The 15,946-nt window shown below is 74.6% G+C and carries 15 protein-coding genes; 13 read left to right on the top strand and 2 right to left on the bottom strand.

Annotated elements, in window-relative coordinates; genetic code table 11:
• Window positions 1–100: 100 nt before the first annotated feature.
• The 6 genes from ACFYZS_RS24425 to ACFYZS_RS24450 all read left to right on the top strand — a co-directional run bounded on the left by ACFYZS_RS24425 (window position 101) and on the right by ACFYZS_RS24450 (window position 6,592).
• The gene (locus ACFYZS_RS24425) at window positions 101–949 is read left to right on the top strand and encodes a BTAD domain-containing putative transcriptional regulator (protein WP_389016283.1); all 849 of its coding nucleotides are present in this window, start codon (window positions 101–103) and stop codon (window positions 947–949) included.
• 109 nt (window positions 950–1,058) lie between these two features.
• Complete coding sequence (locus ACFYZS_RS24430) at window positions 1,059–1,769, top strand: ScbR family autoregulator-binding transcription factor (RefSeq protein ID WP_389016286.1); 711 nt, start codon at window positions 1,059–1,061, stop codon at window positions 1,767–1,769.
• A 64-nt stretch (window positions 1,770–1,833) separates the two neighbouring features.
• Complete coding sequence (locus ACFYZS_RS24435; RefSeq protein WP_389016289.1) at window positions 1,834–2,721, top strand: phosphopantetheine-binding protein; 888 nt, start codon at window positions 1,834–1,836, stop codon at window positions 2,719–2,721.
• Window positions 2,722–2,761: 40 nt separating this feature from the next.
• Window positions 2,762–4,561 carry a beta-ketoacyl synthase N-terminal-like domain-containing protein gene (locus ACFYZS_RS24440; protein WP_389016292.1) on the top strand — a complete coding sequence of 600 codons (1,800 nt, stop codon included), beginning with the start codon at window positions 2,762–2,764 and terminating at the stop codon, window positions 4,559–4,561.
• A complete protein-coding gene (locus ACFYZS_RS24445; RefSeq protein WP_389016295.1) occupies window positions 4,558–5,379 on the top strand; it encodes a 4'-phosphopantetheinyl transferase family protein in 822 nt (273 codons plus the stop codon). Before ACFYZS_RS24440 ends, ACFYZS_RS24445 begins: the two co-directional genes overlap by 4 nt.
• A gap of 307 nt (window positions 5,380–5,686) precedes the next feature.
• Window positions 5,687–6,592 (top strand): MBL fold metallo-hydrolase, encoded by a 906-nt coding sequence (locus ACFYZS_RS24450; RefSeq protein WP_389016297.1) that lies wholly within the window; start codon window positions 5,687–5,689, stop codon window positions 6,590–6,592.
• Here ACFYZS_RS24450 and ACFYZS_RS24455 read toward each other — a convergent pair.
• Window positions 6,518–7,483, bottom strand: a complete 966-nt coding sequence (locus tag ACFYZS_RS24455) for a BTAD domain-containing putative transcriptional regulator (protein ID WP_389016300.1) — start codon at window positions 7,481–7,483, stop codon at window positions 6,518–6,520. The genes ACFYZS_RS24450 and ACFYZS_RS24455 overlap by 75 nt on opposite strands.
• Window positions 7,484–7,696: 213 nt before the next feature.
• Between ACFYZS_RS24455 and ACFYZS_RS24460 the strand changes: the two genes are divergently transcribed.
• The 6 genes from ACFYZS_RS24460 to ACFYZS_RS24485 all read left to right on the top strand — a co-directional run bounded on the left by ACFYZS_RS24460 (window position 7,697) and on the right by ACFYZS_RS24485 (window position 13,615).
• On the top strand, window positions 7,697–8,518 hold the full coding sequence (locus ACFYZS_RS24460; RefSeq protein WP_389016303.1) for a BTAD domain-containing putative transcriptional regulator: 822 nt from the start codon (window positions 7,697–7,699) through the stop codon (window positions 8,516–8,518).
• Window positions 8,519–8,656: 138 nt separating this feature from the next.
• Window positions 8,657–9,454 carry a thioesterase II family protein gene (locus ACFYZS_RS24465; protein ID WP_389016306.1) on the top strand — a complete coding sequence of 266 codons (798 nt, stop codon included), beginning with the start codon at window positions 8,657–8,659 and terminating at the stop codon, window positions 9,452–9,454.
• Window positions 9,451–10,716, top strand: a complete 1,266-nt coding sequence (locus ACFYZS_RS24470) for a beta-ketoacyl-[acyl-carrier-protein] synthase family protein (RefSeq protein ID WP_389016309.1) — start codon at window positions 9,451–9,453, stop codon at window positions 10,714–10,716. The genes ACFYZS_RS24465 and ACFYZS_RS24470 overlap by 4 nt, the downstream gene beginning before the upstream one ends.
• A complete protein-coding gene (locus ACFYZS_RS24475; RefSeq protein ID WP_389016312.1) occupies window positions 10,713–11,978 on the top strand; it encodes a ketosynthase chain-length factor in 1,266 nt (421 codons plus the stop codon). The genes ACFYZS_RS24470 and ACFYZS_RS24475 overlap by 4 nt, the downstream gene beginning before the upstream one ends.
• An 86-nt stretch (window positions 11,979–12,064) precedes the next feature.
• Window positions 12,065–12,328 carry an acyl carrier protein gene (locus tag ACFYZS_RS24480; protein ID WP_053692531.1) on the top strand — a complete coding sequence of 88 codons (264 nt, stop codon included), beginning with the start codon at window positions 12,065–12,067 and terminating at the stop codon, window positions 12,326–12,328.
• Between the two features lie 3 nt (window positions 12,329–12,331).
• On the top strand, window positions 12,332–13,615 hold the full coding sequence (locus tag ACFYZS_RS24485; protein WP_389016315.1) for an FAD-dependent monooxygenase: 1,284 nt from the start codon (window positions 12,332–12,334) through the stop codon (window positions 13,613–13,615).
• A 79-nt stretch (window positions 13,616–13,694) separates the two neighbouring features.
• Here ACFYZS_RS24485 and ACFYZS_RS24490 read toward each other — a convergent pair whose 3' ends face one another.
• Window positions 13,695–14,138 carry a nuclear transport factor 2 family protein gene (locus ACFYZS_RS24490; RefSeq protein ID WP_389016317.1) on the bottom strand — a complete coding sequence of 148 codons (444 nt, stop codon included), beginning with the start codon at window positions 14,136–14,138 and terminating at the stop codon, window positions 13,695–13,697.
• 156 nt (window positions 14,139–14,294) lie between these two features.
• Here ACFYZS_RS24490 and ACFYZS_RS24495 point away from each other — a divergent pair, with 156 nt between their 5' ends.
• Window positions 14,295–15,890 (top strand): class I adenylate-forming enzyme family protein, encoded by a 1,596-nt coding sequence (locus tag ACFYZS_RS24495; RefSeq protein ID WP_389016320.1) that lies wholly within the window; start codon window positions 14,295–14,297, stop codon window positions 15,888–15,890.
• The last annotated feature ends 56 nt before the right edge of the window (window positions 15,891–15,946 follow it).

Here is a 15,946-nt window from a genome sequence, read left to right on the forward strand (position 1 = left end):
CTGGGCTAAGAAACAAAACAGCGCGGTCGGTTTCGTATTGACAAACCGCCGGTCCTGTTTTTTACTGGCGAAGGCTCATCCACGGACAGGGGAGTACGGCGTGGACATCGAAGTACTGGGCACACTGGCGGTGCGGGAACGCGGGATCTCCGTGACGCCGACCGCCCCGAAGCCGCGACAGGTGCTGGCGCTGCTGGCGCTCCATGCCGACCAGGTCGTTCCGGTGTCGGCTCTGATCGAGGAACTGTGGCAGGGAGCGCCGCCGCGCAGCGCGCGGACCACGCTGCAGACCTACGTACTGCAGCTGCGGGCCCTCATCGCGACCGCCCTGGAACAGGGCGAGGCCGCCGGCGAGGGCGAAGCGGCCCCCGCGGGCCGGCGCACCGCCAAGGACGTGCTCGTCACGCTGCCCGGCGGCTACCTGCTCAACAGCGGCGGCGGCACCAGCGACGTCCGCGAGTTCGACCGACTCGCGGGCATGGGCTACCGGGCGATGGACGCGGGCGACTTCCCGGGCGCGGCCCGGCTGCTGCGCGAGGCGCTGTCGCTGTGGTCCGGACCGGCCTTCGCCGACGTACACGGCGGCATCCAGCTGGACATGGAGACGCGGCGGCTGGAGGAGACCCGGCTCTGTGCGCTCGACCAGCGCATCGAGGCCGACCTGCGGATCGGGCGGCACCGCGAACTGCTGGCCGAACTCACCGTGCTGGCCAGCCGCTACCGCACCCACGAGAACCTGCACGGGCAGTTCATGCTGGCCCTGCACCGCTCCGGCCGGCGCGGCGAGGCGCTCGACGTCTACCAGCGGCTGCGCGCCACGCTCGTGCGGGAGCTCGGGCTGGAGCCTTCGGCCGCCCTGCGCAGGCTGCAGCGCTCGATCCTCATGGCCAGCCCCGAGACTCCGCTGGCGGCGGAGACGAACGGCGAGCGACTCGCGCGCGTGGGCTGACGTGGCCGCCGCACGCGACACCGACACCGAAACCGGGAACGCAGCCGGGACCGGGACCGGGACCCGGGGCCGGGGGCGCCTCCGGACCGCGGGCCGAGGGGGCAGTGCCGTGCAGGAGAGGTCGGAGCGGACCCGCAGGAAGCTCGTGCACGCGGGCGCCGAGATGTTCCACCGCAACGGCTACGCGAACGCGACGCTCCTGGAGATCGCCGCGTTCGCCGGAGTGACCAAGGGGGCGCTGTACTTCCACTTCGCCTCCAAGGACGAACTGGCGCAGGCGGTTCAGCTGCGGGGCTGCGAGCTGTTGCGCGAATCGGTGCGCGAACTGCGCGCCTCCGGCAGCTCCCCGCTCCAGACCCTGGTCGACACGACGCACTGGCTCGCGCTCAACCTGCGCGAGGAGCCCGCGATCCCGGCCAGTTTCCGCATCACCAAGGAGTGCGCGGGGCTGCCCGCGCTCGCCACCGACTTCCACCGGATCTGGCTCGCGGAGGTCTGCGGGCTGCTGCGCGAGGCCCGGGACGCGGGCGAACTGCGCGCCGAGGGCCGCTGGGAGAGCATCGAGTCCCTGGTCGCGGCGGCGGCCTGCGGCATCGAGGCGCTGGCGGCCACGGGCATGCCCTACGCCGAGCTGCAGCGCCGGGTGTCGGGGCTGTGGTCCCTGATGCTGCCGAGCCTGGTGCCGGACGGGACGGAACGGGAGTTCCGGGTCGGGATGCCGGATCCCGATACGGCGCCGGGGCGGGTGGGGGACGTACGGGACGGGGACGAGGGCGAGCACCGCTCCTCCTGTCCCGTGTACTCGGGCAGCAGCGCGTGACCGTGACCGTGCCTGTGCCCGTGCCTGTGACCGTGTGCCGCCCTACGGCTTGGAGGAGCCTGCGATGACGATGGAACATCCCGCGGACGTACTGACCGACCTCATCGGGGTGCTCGGCGACGTCCTGCGGGTCAAGCCGGAGAAGATCGACCCCGAGCAGACCTTCCAGTCCATGGGGCTCGACTCCCTGCTGGTCGTGGAGTTCGTGGCCGTCGTGAACACCCGGTACGGACTGCGCGTGCGCGCGACCGACCTGTACGACTTCCCGACCCCGGTGTCCTTCGCGCGCGAGGTCGCGCGGGCGGCGGCCGACAGTGCGGCCGCGGCGCCGGCTCCCGTCGCGGCGCGACGCGATGCGCCGGCCGCCACCCCTTCGGCCGCGGTCCCTGCCGCCCCCCTGGCCTCCGCCCCCGTCTCCGCCGCCGCCCGGCAGGCGCCGGCGGCCGCCGCGGCGACCCGGATCGCGGAGGTGCTGCGCGAGCAGCTCGCGGGGATCCTGTGCTGCGACCCCTGGGACATCAACACCACGGCCGCGTTCAACGTGCTCGGCGTCGACTCCATGGTGGGCGCTGAGTTCATCGCGGTCGTCAACCGCAGCTTCGGCCTGCAGGAGCGCTCCGTACTGCTGTACGAGCACCCGAACCTGGCCGCCATGGCCGCGTACATCGCGACGCGGACGGGGGCGGCGGCGCAGGCGGTCCAGGCCGCGCAGGTGGCGCAGGCCGCGCAGATGACTCAGGTGGCCCAGGTGGCCCGGGACTTCACTCCGGCCCCGCGGACGGCGGAACCGGAGTTCCGCCCGGCGGCCGCCGCCGCGGCCCCCGCCGCTGCCGCTCCCGGGCCGGCCGTCCGGCCGCTTCCGGGCGGCGACCTCGACGCCCTGCTGGACGCGATCCGCGACGACCGGCTCACCGTGGACGAGGCCCTCGTACTGCTCGGCCGCCGCGGCTGAAGCCGATTCCCCGGACACCCCCCAGAAGGAGCACGTCCAGATGGACGAGAAGGAAGTCCTGACCCGGTTCAAGAACGGCCAACTGGACCGGGCCCAGGTCGCCGCGCTGCTGACCGGCGCCGGCACCGGGACGGGACCCGTCGTCCTCGAACTGCCCGACCTCCGGCCCCGTCCCGCGCCCGCGGAGCCGGTCGGCACCGGGCAGCTCGCCCGGCCGGTCGCCGAGCGGGCCGCCCGGCCGGTCGGCGAGCCCGTCGCCGTCGTCGGGATGGCCGGGCGCTATCCCGGGGCGTGCGATCTGGCCGCCTTCTGGCGGCAGGTGCGCGGCGGGTACGACAGCGCCTCGACCCCGCCGGCCGGCCGGCCCGGGGACGAGGTCGGCCACTACCTGGAGCGCGTACAGGACTTCGACCCGGAGTTCTTCGGGATCGACGCGCACGAGGCCGCCCTGATGGACCCCCAGGAGCGGCTGTTCCTGGAGACCGCGTGGGAGGCCCTCGAGGACGCCGGCTGCACCGGCGGCCGCCTCGACGCCCTGACCGCCGCCGACGGGACGCCGCGCAGCGTCGGGGTGTTCACCGCAGCCGGGCCCGGCGACTACGCGCTGCTCGCAGCCCGGACATGGCGGCGCGAGCGGCCCCGTCCGATGCCGCGGGGCGGCCAGTGGAGCCTGCCCAACCGGCTCTCGGCCCTGCTCGGTCTGACCGGCCCCAGCCAGGCGGTGGACACCGCGGAGTCCTCGGTGCTCGTCGCCCTGCACCTGGCACTCGCCGCCCTGCAGCGCGGGGAGTGCGCCGCCGCGCTCGTCGGCGGCGTACGGCTGCTGCTGCACCCCTCCAGCCGGCACCCCGGCGCGGGCGAGGGCGTGGGCGCGCTGCTGCTCAAGCCGCTGGCACGGGCCCTGGCCGACGGGGACGGCATCCACTGCCTGGTCCGCGGCAGCGCGGTCGGCCACACCGCACCCGACCCGACCGCCCCCGGCCCGGGCCGCGGATCCCGGGCCGCGAGGCCCCGCGAGGAGGCCGCCCCGGACGGCGCGCCCGGGCGGGTGCTGCGGGAGGCGCTGCGGGTCGCCGGCGTGGGCGGGGTGGACGGCGTCGTGCGCGAGGACGCCGACGCCGTGCGGGGGCTCGTGGGGGACGCGGGGGCGGCCACCGGGGCCGCCGTGCTGACCCGGGCCGTGCTGCAGCTGGGCCACCGGGTCCTGGCCCCCGGGGCGGGTCGCGCCCGCGCGCAGCCCTGGGAGAGCGAGGGGCGAGGGCCGCGGCGGATCTGCGTCGGGGTGCGGGGCGCCGGGGGCGCGGACGCCCAGGTGGTGTTGGAGGAGTGTCCGCCGGACGCCGCCGGGCCGCGGGCGTCCGCGGGCCCCGAGCTCTTCGTGCTGTCCGCACCGACTCCGGCGCACCTGGCGGCCACCGCGCGGCGGTTCGCCGAGGTGCTCGCCGGTGGCGGGCCGGTGCCGCCGCTCGGGCGGCTCGCGCGGGCCCTGCGGACCGGCCGGGCCGCCATGGACTGCCGGTTCGCGGCCGTCGTCGGGGACACCGGCGAACTGCTGCGCGTCCTGGAGGAGTTCGTACGGGACGGGGCGCCCTGCGCCGATCTGCGCGGCGGCGGGGCCGACCCGCTGGGGCTGGGAGCCGTACCGGAGACGGACGGGTACCTCGCCGCGCTCTGGCAGGCCGGGCACCTGCACCAGCTGCGGGGCCTGTGGCTGTCCGGGCTGGACGTCGACTGGGCGGTGCTGGAACCGGTGGGCGGCGGCGCGGCGCCGGCGGCGGTGCCCGCCTCCGCGTTCCTGCGCGTACCGCTGTGGCTGGGCGGCGAGGAGGGGCCGGCATGACGGCGCCGCCGCTCGACCCGGCGGTGCCGGGGGAGAACGAACCGGCCCCGGTCAACCTGTGGTTCTGCCCCAACGAGGACCTCGCGCCGGGGATCGCCGCGACCTTGGCCTCGTACTGGCTGGACGAGAACGAGCAGGAGGTGGCGGGCCGGTTCCTGTTCGAACGCGACCGCCGGCAGTACCTCGTGGCGCACGCGCTGGTACGGCGGGTGCTCGCGCTGGAGACCGGGATCCCGGAGGCCGAGGCGATCATCTGGCGGTCCTCGCGGGGGCGGCCGTTCCTGCAGACGCCGGCCGGGGGGCTGCCGCGCGGGGCCGATGCGCTGGACTTCAACCTCTCGCACGCCAACGCGTACAACCTGCTGGGGGTTGCGCGGGGGCTGCGGATCGGTGTGGACGTGGAGCGGCTGGACCGCGGTGAGCGCGGGCTGGACAACATCATCGCGACCTTCTCCGGGGAGGAGCAGGACTGGATCGCCAGCGCCGCGCCGGGGCGGCCGCGGGACCGGCGGGCGCTGCGGCTGTGGACGCTGAAGGAGGCGTACTCCAAGGCGCGGGGGCTGGGGCTGGGGCTGCCGTTCGACTCCTTCGCCTTCGCGTTGGCCGAGGACCGGGGGGTGCTGTCGTTCCGGCCGCCGACCGATGACTCGGCGCAGCGGTGGCGGTTCCTGGAGGTGGAGCCGGTACCGGAGGTGCTGGCCGCGGTGGCGGTGGAGGTCGACGCCGCGCGCCCTCCCGCGGTCCACCTCCACCACGGCTTCCCCTGGGGCCGCGCGGCCCCCCGCCGCCTGGTCCTCCCGGCCCCCGCGGGCGTCTGAGGTCCGCAGGTGCCCGCGGCCCGGGGTCGGCAGGTCTCGCCACCCGTATCGCCGGCGGTGCAGGGCGCCGAGGTTCACGCGGCGGACGTCGTCCGTGTCCGGGGCGTGAGCCGGGGGAAATGGTCTTTGTTTCGGGTCCGCGGTCGGCAATGGGAACAGGGTTGTCGGAAATCTCCTTGACGGGGGATTGAGCGGTGGCGGTTTCGGGGCTCTCGTGCGGCGAGGACATTCGAAATCCAGCGGGAATCGAGTGCGGCGGGAGAGGATTCGGGGTCCGGGGATTTCGGAGAATGGCGAGGGGTGCGGCGTGGGTCGGGAGAGCGTTCTTGAAGTGGGGGACGGGGTCCACGCCTATGTTCAGCCCGAGGGCGGGTGGTGTCTGAACAATGCGGGGATCATCAGTCACCGCGGGTCCGCCGCGCTCGTCGACACCGTTGCCACCGAGGAGCGGGCCCGTGAGCTGCGCAGGGCCGCGCTGCGGGTGGCGGGGCGGGCGCCCCGCGCGCTCGTCAACACGCACTTCCACGGGGACCACACCTACGGGAACTACCTCTTTCCCGAGGCCCTCACCATCGGGCACGAGCGGACCCGGGCCATGGTCCGGGCCGCCGGGCTGCACATGGCCGGGCTGTGGCCCGAGGTGTGCTGGGGGGACATCGAGGTCCGCCCGCCCGAGCTGACCTTCCGGGACCGGACGACGCTGCACGTGGGGGACGTACGGGCCGAGCTCATCCACATCGGACCGGCGGCCCACACCACCGACGACACCGTCGTCTGGCTGCCCGACCAGGGCGTGCTGTTCACCGGCGACCTCGTCATGAACGGGGTCACGCCGTTCTGTGTCATGGGGTCCGTCGAGGGGAGCCTGCGGGCCCTGGAGCAGTTGCGGGGGCTGGGGGCCGCGGTCGTCGTTCCCGGTCACGGGCCGGTCGCGGGGCCCGAGGTGTTCGACGCCAACGAGCGGTACCTGCGCTGGGTGCGGGGGCTGGCCCGGGAGGGCGTCGCGGCCGGGGTGAGTCCGCTGGAGCTGGCCCGCGGCACCGACCTGGGGCCGTACGGCGAACTGCTCGACTCCGAGCGGCTGCTGCCCAACCTGCACCGCGGGTACGCGGAGGCGCGGGGGCTGCTGCCCGAGGGATCACCCCTCGACGTCGGCGCCCTGTTCGCGGAGATGACCGCCTTCCACGGGCGCCCCCTGGAGTGCCACGCCTGAGGTCAGGCCGTTCAGGCGGCGGACCAGGCTCTGCTGCTCGCGCGCCAGGGCCTCGATCCGGGTGCCCAGGCGGGCTATGGCGCCGCTCAGTTCGTGGAGCGAGGCGTCCGGGTCCGGCGTCGACAGGGACGGGGCGTGGTGGAGGATCGCCTCCATGCGCCCGCGCAGGGCGGGGCCCGGTTCCACGCCGAGTTCGTCCACCAGGCGCCGGCGGGCGCGCTCGTACACGCCGAGGGCCTCGGCCTGGCGGCCGCAGCGGTACAGCGCCAGCATCTGGAGGTCGTAGAGCCGCTCGCGCACCGGGTGGCGGGCCGTCAGCCGCTCCAGCTCCCGGGCGGCCTCGGCGTGCCGGCCGCCGCGCAGGCGGGCTTCGTACAGGGTCTCCAGCGTGGTCAGCCGCAGCTCCTCCAGCCGCTCCGCCTCCCTCGCGCAGAGGGGCCCCTGCCCGCTGCCCTCCAGGGCCGGGCCACGCCACAGGGCGAGGGCCTCGCCGAGGAGCTCCGCGGCTCGTACGGGGTCGGCGGCCAGCGTTCCGCGGCCCGTGGAAGAGAGGTCGTGGAAGTGGTGGGCGTCCGTCCGTGTGCCGGGCCGCCCCAGGGTGTAGCCCGTCGCGTGGGTGGAGATGGGGTCGTGGCCCGCGGCGTCCTGCAGCAGCCGGCGCAGGCGGGCCACGTGGGCGTGCAGGGCGTTGGCGGCGCCCGCCGGGGGGCGGTCGCCCCACAGTTCGTGGATGAGCCGCTCGGCCGGGAGCACCTGGCCCGCCCGGGCCACCAGGGCGCCGAGCAGCGCCCGCTGTTTGGCACCGGAGGGTGCGACATACGTCCCCGTGCGGCGGTCGAGCACCTCCACCGGACCCAGGACGCGGAAGTCCGTTCCGATGTCCTCGCCCATGGTTCCCGCACCCCCTTCCGGCAGAAATGGAATATGTGCCGGTTTTTATCCCCTGAGTGGAATCTACCAGCTTGTTTTCGGCCTGCAACAGGCTGAAGCGGAGGGCTGCTCGACACCTGCTCAAGAATTCCGGGACGGCGCATTGGACACCGCTACCGTGCCGGAGTCGAAGGCTGAAAATCGATGGGAACTCGACGAAATACGGAGGACACCGTGAAGATTCAGGTTCTGGGTCCGTTGAGTGCCGAGGTCAACGGGGGCTCGATTGTTCCGACGGCTGGCAAGCCGCGCCAGATCCTGGCGCTGCTCGCGCTCTATCCGGGGCGGGTGATGCCCGTGCAGACCCTCATGGAGGAGATCTGGGGCACCGACCTCCCGCAGAGCGCGCTCACGACGCTGCAGACGTACATCCTGCAGCTGCGCAGGAGACTCGGCACCGCCATGGGGCCGGGCGTCCCGGGCAGCGCCAAGGACGTGCTCGCGACCCGGCACGGCGGCTACCTGCTGCAGATACCGCCGGACGCCGTGGACGTCCACGCGTACGAAAGCCTCGTGGTGGGCGGACAGCACGCGTACGAGGACGGGGACGACGAGGGCGCGGCGGACATGCTGCGCAAGGCGCTCGGACTGTGGAACGGCCCGGCGCTGGTCGACGTACGCGTGGGACCGATCCTGGAGATCGAGGTCATGCGGCTGGAGGAGAGCCGGCTCGTGACGGTCGAGCGGCGCATCGACGCGGACCTGCGGCTCGGCCGCCACGTCGAGGTCATCGCCGAACTGACCGAGCTGATCGCCCGCCACCCGCAGCACGAGGGCCTGCACTCGCAGGCCATGGTCGCGCTGTACCGGTCCGGCCGCCAGGCCACGGCCCTGGACGTCTACCGCAGGCTGCGCAACCGCCTGATCGACGAACTCGGCGTGGAGCCGTCCCCGCAGCTGCAGCGCCTGCACCAGGCGATGCTGACGGTGGATCCGGCGCTGGACGTGGTGGCGGGGCCGCGCCGGGGGTCCACGTTCGACCTGTACGCCGCCTAGACCGGTTCCTCCAGTCCCTCTGGTCCCTCCAGTCCCTCCCAGTGCCTTCCACGCCCGTCGTGCACACCGATTCGAGCCGGTCTCAAGCGCGGTCGGTGAGTGTCGAGGCATACGTGGTGCGGTTCCTGGGAGGTGGCGATGGGCGACAGACAGGCCGTACGGCTGCACTGCTTCGCACATGCGGGGGCCGGAGTGTCCTCGTTCTACCGGTGGGACAAGCTCGCCGGGAGCGGGGTGAGGACCACGCCCTGGCTGCTGCCCGGGCGCGACGAGCGGCGCCGTGAGATCCGGCTGACCGGCCGCGACGAGCTGCTGGCCGACCTCAAACCGCTGTTCGAGCAGATCGCCGACGGATCCGGCGCCCCCTACATCCTCTACGGGCACAGCCTCGGCGCGTCGGTCGCCCTCACGGTCGCCCACGCCGCGCTGGAGTACGGGCTGCCGATGCCCGCGCTGCTCGCCGTCGGGGCCAGCCCCCCGCCGGACCTGCCGGCCGCCCTCGCGAACTCCGCCGAACTGCCGGACGAGGAACTGCTGCGCGTCCTGGACCGGTTCGACGCGCTGCCGCCCGGCGTGCGGCCCGGGGACGTGTGGTTCCGGTCCGTCTTCCCCGTGCTCCGCGCCGACCTGCGCCTCGCCCGCAACCTGCGGGCCGCCGCCGTCGCGCCGACCTCGCCCGGCCCCGTGCCCGTACCGCTGCTCGCGGTCACCGGCACCGAGGACCCCCTCGTCGGCGCCGAGTCCGCCGCGGGCTGGCAGCGCTGGACCACCGGCCGGCTGGTGCGGCGGACCGTGCCCGGCGGCCACTTCTTCGTGCGGGGCGGCGAACTGCCCCGGATGCTCGGCCGGGCCGCCCGCATCGTGCTGCGCGGACACCGCGACCAGACAGACCGGGCAGACCAGACAGACCGGACAGGACAGGGGGAAGGGCGATGAGACGAGTCGTCATCACGGGCATCGGGGTCGTGGCCCCGGGCCGCCCGGGCACCAAGGAATTCTGGTCGCTGCTGACCGACGGCCGTACGGCCACCCGCGCCATCACCCTCTTCGACGCCTCCGGCTTCCGCTCCAGGATCGCCGCCGAGGCCGACTTCGACCCCCGGGAGTCCGGGCTCACCGCCGAGCAGGCCGGCCGCCTGGACCGCGCCGCCCAGTTCGCCGTCGTCAGCGCCCGCGAGGCCCTCGCCGACAGCGGCCTGGCCGGCTCGTACGACGCCGCGCGCACCGGGGTCACCCTCGGCAGCGCGCTCGGCTGCACCACCGGACTCGACGCCGAGTACGGGGTCGTCAGCGAGCGGGGCACCCGTACGCTCGTCGACCACACCAAGGCCGTCCCCCACCTGTACGACTACTTCGTCCCCAGCTCGATGGCGGCCGAGGTGGCCCGTACCGCCGGCGCCCAGGGGCCCGTGGCCCTCGTGTCCACCGGCTGCACCTCCGGCCTCGACGCGATCGGGCACGCCGTCGACCTCGTCCGCGAGGGCAGCGCCGACGTGATGGTCACCGGCGCGGCCGAGGCGCCCATCACGCCGATCACCGTCGCCTGCTTCGACGCGATCCGCGCCACCTCCACCCGCAACGAGGAGCCGGAGACCGCCTCGCGCCCCTTCGACCGCACCCGCAACGGGTTCGTCCTGGGGGAGGGCGCGGCCGTCCTCGTCATCGAGGAGTACGGGCACGCCCGCGCCCGCGGCGCGCACATCTACGCCGAGATCTCGGGTTTCGCCTCGCGCTCCAACGCCTACCACATGACCGGACTGCGGCCCGACGGCATCGAGATGGCCGCCGCCATCACGGCCGCGCTCGCCGAGGCACAGCTGGTGCCCGGGGACATCGACTACATCAACGCGCACGGCTCGGGCACGAAGCAGAACGACAAGCACGAGACCGAGGCGTTCAAGCGGAGCCTGGGGCAGCGGGCGTACGAGGTCCCCGTCAGCTCGATCAAGTCGATGATCGGGCACTCCCTCGGCGCGATCGGGGCCCTCGAAGTGGCCGCCTGCGCCCTCGCCATCGAGCACGACACCGTCCCGCCGACGGCGAACCTGCACGAGCCGGACCCGGCCTGCGACCTCGACTACACCCCGCTGACCGCCCGCCGGCAGCGCACCGACGCCGTCCTGACCGTCGGCAGCGGCTTCGGCGGGTTCCAGAGCGCGATGATCCTGACCAGCCCGAGCCCGAAGGCGGACCGATGACCACCGTTCTCGCCGCCCCGGCCGCCCCCGCCGGCACGGCCTCCCGCACCGCCGCCCCGGTCGTCACCGGCATCGGGGTCGCCGCGCCCAACGGGCTCGGCACCGAGGCCTGGTGGTCCGCCGTCCTGCGCGGCCGCTCGGGCATCCGGCCGATCACCCGCTTCGACGCCGGCGGCTACCCGGCGAAGCTGGCCGGCGAGGTGCCCGGGTTCGTCGACGCCGAGCACGTCTCCAGCCGGCTCATGCCGCAGACCGACCGCGTCACCCGGCTCTCGCTCGCCGCCGCGAAGGAGGCGCTCGACGACGCCGGGGCGGATCCCGCGCAGCTGCCCGAGCACGCCGCCGGCGTGGTCACCGCCAACTCCTTCGGCGGCTTCGAATTCGGCCAGCAGGAGCTCCAGGCGCTGTGGAGCAAGGGCGGCCAGCACGTCTCCGCGTACCAGTCCTTCGCCTGGTTCTACGCCGTCAACAGCGGCCAGATCTCCATCCGGCACGGCCTGCGCGGCGCCTCCGGGGTGATCGTCTCCGAGCAGGCCGGCGGCCTCGACGCGATGGCCCACGCCCGCCGCCAGATCCGCAAGGGCGCCGAGCTCGTCGTCACCGGAGGCGTCGACTCCGCGCTGTGCCCCTGGGGCTGGGCCGCCTACCTGGCCGGCGGCGGGCTCACCGACCGCGAGGACCCGGCCCGCGCCTACCTGCCGTTCGCCGAGGACGCGAGCGGCCACGTCGCGGGAGAAGGCGGCGCGCTGCTCGTCCTGGAGGGCGCCGAGGAGGCCCGCCGGCGCGGAGCCCGCGCGTACGGCGCCGTCGCCGGGCACGCCGCCACCTTCGACGCCGACGGGACCTCCCGGCTCGGAGCGGCCGCCGAACTCGCCCTCGCCGACGCGGGCGTGCACCCCGACGAGGTCGACGTCGTCTTCGCCGACGCGGCGGGCGAACGCGCCGCCGACCGCGCCGAGGCGGAGGCGATCACCGCGCTGTTCGGCCCGTACGGGGTGCCCGTCACCGCGCCCAAGTCGATGACCGGGCGGCTCGCCGCCGGAGGCGCGGCCCTCGACGTCGCCGCCGCCCTGCTCACCCTGCGCGACCAGCTGATCCCGCCGACCACCGGGACCGAGCTCGTGGCCGGGGAGTACCTGCTGGACCTGGTCACCGGCGCGCCCAGCCCGGCCCTCGGGCTGCCGCTGCGGACCGCGCTGGTCCTGGCCCGCGGCCGCGGCGGCTTCAACTCCGCCGTCGTCGTACGGGCCCCGGACGCCTGACCGCGTCCCCCGGGCGCCCGACCGCATCACCCGGGCGCCCGACCCGTATCCACCCCCGCACCACCCACCAGAACAAGAGGGAGACCATGGACCGGCTGGAACTCGACGACCTGAAGCGCATCCTGCGCGAGTGCGCGGGCGAGGAGGAGGGCGTCGACCTCGACGGCGACGTCCTGGACCTGAACTGGTTCGAGCTGGGCTACGACTCGCTCGCCGTCCTGCAGACCACCGGGTACATCGAGCGCGAGTACGACGTGCTCCTCGACGAGGAGGCGCTCGACGACGCCGACACCCCCCGCCGCTACCTCGCCATGGTCAACGAGGTGCTCTCCGCACGGGCCGCGGTCTGATTCGTGATCCAGGAGACCCCCACCACCGACACCGCCGCCACCCTCGACACCGACGTCTGCGTCATCGGCGCAGGACCAGCAGGGCTGGCCCTGACCCTCATGCTGCTGCGCTCCGGCGTCCGCGTGACCCTGGTCGAACGCTCCACCGCCTTCCGCCGCGAGTTCCACGGCGAGATCCTCCAGCCGGGCGGACAGCGGATCCTCGACGAGCTCGGCGTCCTGGCCGGGGCGACGGCCCGCGGGTCGGCCCGCCTGCGCGGGTTCCAAGTGCTGGAGCGGGAGCGAGTGCTGCTCGACATCGACTACGGGCGGCTGCCCGCCCCGTACGACCACCTGCTGGCCCTCCCGCAGCCGCACCTGCTGGAGGAACTCCTCGCCGCCTGCCGGGAGCTGCCCGGATTCACCCTGCTCGAAGGGCACCGGATCGCCGCGCTCGTCCAGAAGCGCCCGGACAGGCCCTGCACGGGCGCCGTGGTCAACGGCCCCGACCGGGTGCCCGTCACCGTGCGGGCCCAGGTGGTCGTCGGCGCCGACGGCCGGTTCTCCAAGACCCGCGCGCTCGCCGGCATCGACGCCGGGCGCCGCGAGTCCTTCGCCCACGACGTGGTGTGGTTCTCGCTGCACGCGCCGGGCCAGGCCACCGGGCAGGTACGGGTGCACCGCGCGGCGGGCAGCGCCGTACTCGTCCACGACACCCACCCCGACCGGCTGCGGATCGGCTGGACCCTGCCGCACGGCGGCTGGCACGGCGCCGTCCGGCGCGGCATCGAGGACATCCGGTGGGAACTGGCCGAGGTGCTGCCGCAGTACGCCGACCTCGTGCACGAGCAGATCACCTCGATGGCCGACCTGACCCTGCTCGACGTGTTCGCCTCGCACGCCGAGGAGTGGGTGCGCGACGGGCTCGTACTGCTCGGCGACAGCGCCCACACCCACGGGCCGATCGGCGCCCAGGGCATCAACCTGGCCCTCCAGGACGCCGCCGCGCTGCACCCCGTACTCGTCCGCGCGCTGGCCGACGGGGAGCCGACGGCGGCGCGCCTCGCGCCCTACCGGGACCGGCGCGCCCCGGCGGCGGCCGCCGTGCACCGCATGCAGGTGATGCAGGCCCGTTCGCTGTTCGGCGGGGGCGGGCCGGCCGCCGCGTTCCTGCGGGCGCGGGCGGCGGCGGTCGTCACCCGCACCCCGATCGGCGCGAAGATCACCCGGAAGGTCGCGCACGGCCACGATCCGGCGGGGGTCCGCACGGACCTGTTCCCGGTGCTGCACGTCAACCGGTCGCTGTAGGCCGGTCCTCGCGGACCGGCTCCCCGCGGAGCGGCCCCGAGGACCGGCCCCCGCGGACCTTCCCGCGGCCCGCCGCCGGTCAGGGCAGGTCGTCGCGCGTCACCAGGCGGTGGGCGACCTGCCAGCCGCCCGGCGCGGGGACCAGTACGTCCTCCATCACGCACACCCGGTGCACCTTCGGCTCACCGCCGCGCGGGGTCAGGTACACCAGCGCGTAGCTGCGGGTGTGCACCGTGCCGTCGGGCTGCGGCCGCGCGTCCAGCATGCCCAGCCAGTGCCGCAGCTGCTCGCCGCTGCCCGCCTGGACCTCCGCGTTGCGCCGGACGTTCGAGGCGAGGGCCGCGCGCCCGACCACCGGCGCGGGCAGCGTCGGCACGTCGAAGACGGCGTCCTCGGTGAACGTCCGCGCCCACGGCTCGGCCTCGAAGGAGTCGAAGAGCTGCATCTGGCGTGAGTAGAACTGCTGGACCTCCGCGTACAGCAGGCCGAACTCCCGCACTGCCGCCGTCGTCGTCGCTGTCATCGGGGGACTCCGTTCCATCGGTTCCCGACAGCATCCGCACCGCAGATCGAGCGCTCTTCGAAGACTCCTCAAGCGTCCCTGCCCAGGCTGGGCCGACAGGTCCAGGGGCGCCGCCGCAGCCGCGGCCACCCCTTCGGGAGCCAGGAGGAGAGCACCATGCCGAGATTCGCGTACCCGGAACTCCCGCTGGACGGCCTGCTGCGCCGGGCGGCGGTCCGCGACCCCGCCGGCCGGGCGATCCGGACCGCGACCGGAGCCGGCGTCACGAAGACGGTGACCTTCGCGGAACTGGACGGCCGGGCCGACCGCTTCGCCTCCTACCTGGAGCACACCCTCGGCCGCCGCGGGGCCCGGGTCGGCGTCGCAAGCGTCCTCGACCCCGTCTTCGCCGCCGCCTACTACGGGACCGTGCGCAGCGGGAACACCGTCGTGCTGGTGAACCCGCTGATGAAGGAGGCGGGCCTGGTCCACGTCCTGCGGACGGCCGCGGCCGAGGTGGCCTTCGTCCCCACCGCCACCGCCGAACTGCTGGTCAAGGCGGGCGACCGGCTGCCGCACCTGCACACCGTCGTCGTGACGGACGCACCCGACGGCGTGGTCCCCGGCGACGCCCTCCCGCTGGCCGAGGCCCTGGCCCGCGCGCCCGAGCGCACCGACCTGCCCGGGACCGTCGACCTGGACTCCGACGCCTGCATCCAGTTCACCACCGGCACCACGGGCCGCCCCAAGGGCGTCCGGCTCACCCACCGCAACCTGGTGGCGAACGCCGCCCAGACCGCCGCCGCGCACGACCTCGGCAGCGACTCGGTCACCCTCAACCACCTGCCGCTCTACCACACCATGCACCTCAACTCGGGCGTGTACGCGGGCGCCTGCCAGGTGCTGTGCACCGACCCCGACCCCGTCGCCTCGCTCGCCGCCTCCGCCCGCGCCGGGGCCACCCACTACTACGGGCTGCCCGCGCGGCTGCACCGCCTCGCCCAGGACGAGCGGCTCACCCACGACTTCCCGGCCGGGCGCCGCCTGACCGCCGTGCTCTCCGGCGGCACCGCCCTGTCCCCGACGGCCGCCCGGACCCTGCGCGCCCGCCTCGGCGTGCCCGTCATCCAGGGGTACGGGCTGGCCGAGCTCTCCCCGCTCTCCCACTGCCAGAGCCCGCGCAGCCCCAAGAGCGGCTCGGTGGGACCCGCCGTACCGGGCACCGAATGCCGCATCGTCGCCGTGGACACCAGCACCCCGCTCGACGTGTACGCCACCGGCGAGGTCCAGGTCCGCGGGCCGCAGGTGATGGCCGGCTACCTCGACGACACCGCGCCCCCGCCGGTCGACGCGGACGGCTGGTTCTCCACCGGGGACGTCGGATACCTGGGCGAGGACGGCGTGCTGTTCCTGGTGGACCGGCTCGACGACGTCTTCAAGTACGACAACGAACTCGTCTCGCCCAGCGGGGTCGAGGACGTCATCGGCGCCGACCCGCGCGTCGCCGAATGCATCGTGGCGGGCTGGCCCGATCCGGTGCACGGCGCGCTCGTGTGGACCGGCATCGTGCTGCGCGACCCCACCGCGCCCGGCCTGCTCGACGTCCTCGACTCCATCGTGGAGCGCGCCAACGCCCGCCTGAACGACTTCGAGCAGATCCGCCGCGTCGAGGTGCTCGACGCCGTGCCGCGCAACCACGTCGGCAAGCCCGACCGGCGCCCGCTGCGGCTCAGCCTGCGCGGCCGGGCCGCCGCGGAGGCCGCGGCCGGGTGAGCCCAGGCCCTCGGCCCGCGCCCGCGGCCCGCGCCCGTCCTTTCCGTACGCACGAA

This window comes from Streptomyces sp. NPDC001903, assembly GCF_042891345.1.
Classification (GTDB): domain Bacteria; phylum Actinomycetota; class Actinomycetes; order Streptomycetales; family Streptomycetaceae; genus Streptomyces.

What these genes read in the sequence shown, in the direction of transcription:
- ACFYZS_RS24435 (WP_389016289.1), top strand. Translation starts at nt 1,834, where the DNA reads ATGACGATGGAACATCCCGCGGACGTACTGACCGACCTCATCGGGGTG.
- ACFYZS_RS24440 (WP_389016292.1), top strand. Translation starts at nt 2,762, where the DNA reads ATGGACGAGAAGGAAGTCCTGACCCGGTTCAAGAACGGCCAACTGGAC.
- ACFYZS_RS24445 (WP_389016295.1), top strand. Translation starts at nt 4,558, where the DNA reads ATGACGGCGCCGCCGCTCGACCCGGCGGTGCCGGGGGAGAACGAACCG.
- ACFYZS_RS24455 (WP_389016300.1), bottom strand. Translation starts at nt 7,483, where the DNA reads ATGGGCGAGGACATCGGAACGGACTTCCGCGTCCTGGGTCCGGTGGAG.
- ACFYZS_RS24465 (WP_389016306.1), top strand. Translation starts at nt 8,657, where the DNA reads ATGGGCGACAGACAGGCCGTACGGCTGCACTGCTTCGCACATGCGGGG.
- ACFYZS_RS24470 (WP_389016309.1), top strand. Translation starts at nt 9,451, where the DNA reads ATGAGACGAGTCGTCATCACGGGCATCGGGGTCGTGGCCCCGGGCCGC.
- ACFYZS_RS24475 (WP_389016312.1), top strand. Translation starts at nt 10,713, where the DNA reads ATGACCACCGTTCTCGCCGCCCCGGCCGCCCCCGCCGGCACGGCCTCC.
- ACFYZS_RS24480 (WP_053692531.1), top strand. Translation starts at nt 12,065, where the DNA reads ATGGACCGGCTGGAACTCGACGACCTGAAGCGCATCCTGCGCGAGTGC.
- ACFYZS_RS24490 (WP_389016317.1), bottom strand. Translation starts at nt 14,138, where the DNA reads ATGACAGCGACGACGACGGCGGCAGTGCGGGAGTTCGGCCTGCTGTAC.
- ACFYZS_RS24495 (WP_389016320.1), top strand. Translation starts at nt 14,295, where the DNA reads ATGCCGAGATTCGCGTACCCGGAACTCCCGCTGGACGGCCTGCTGCGC.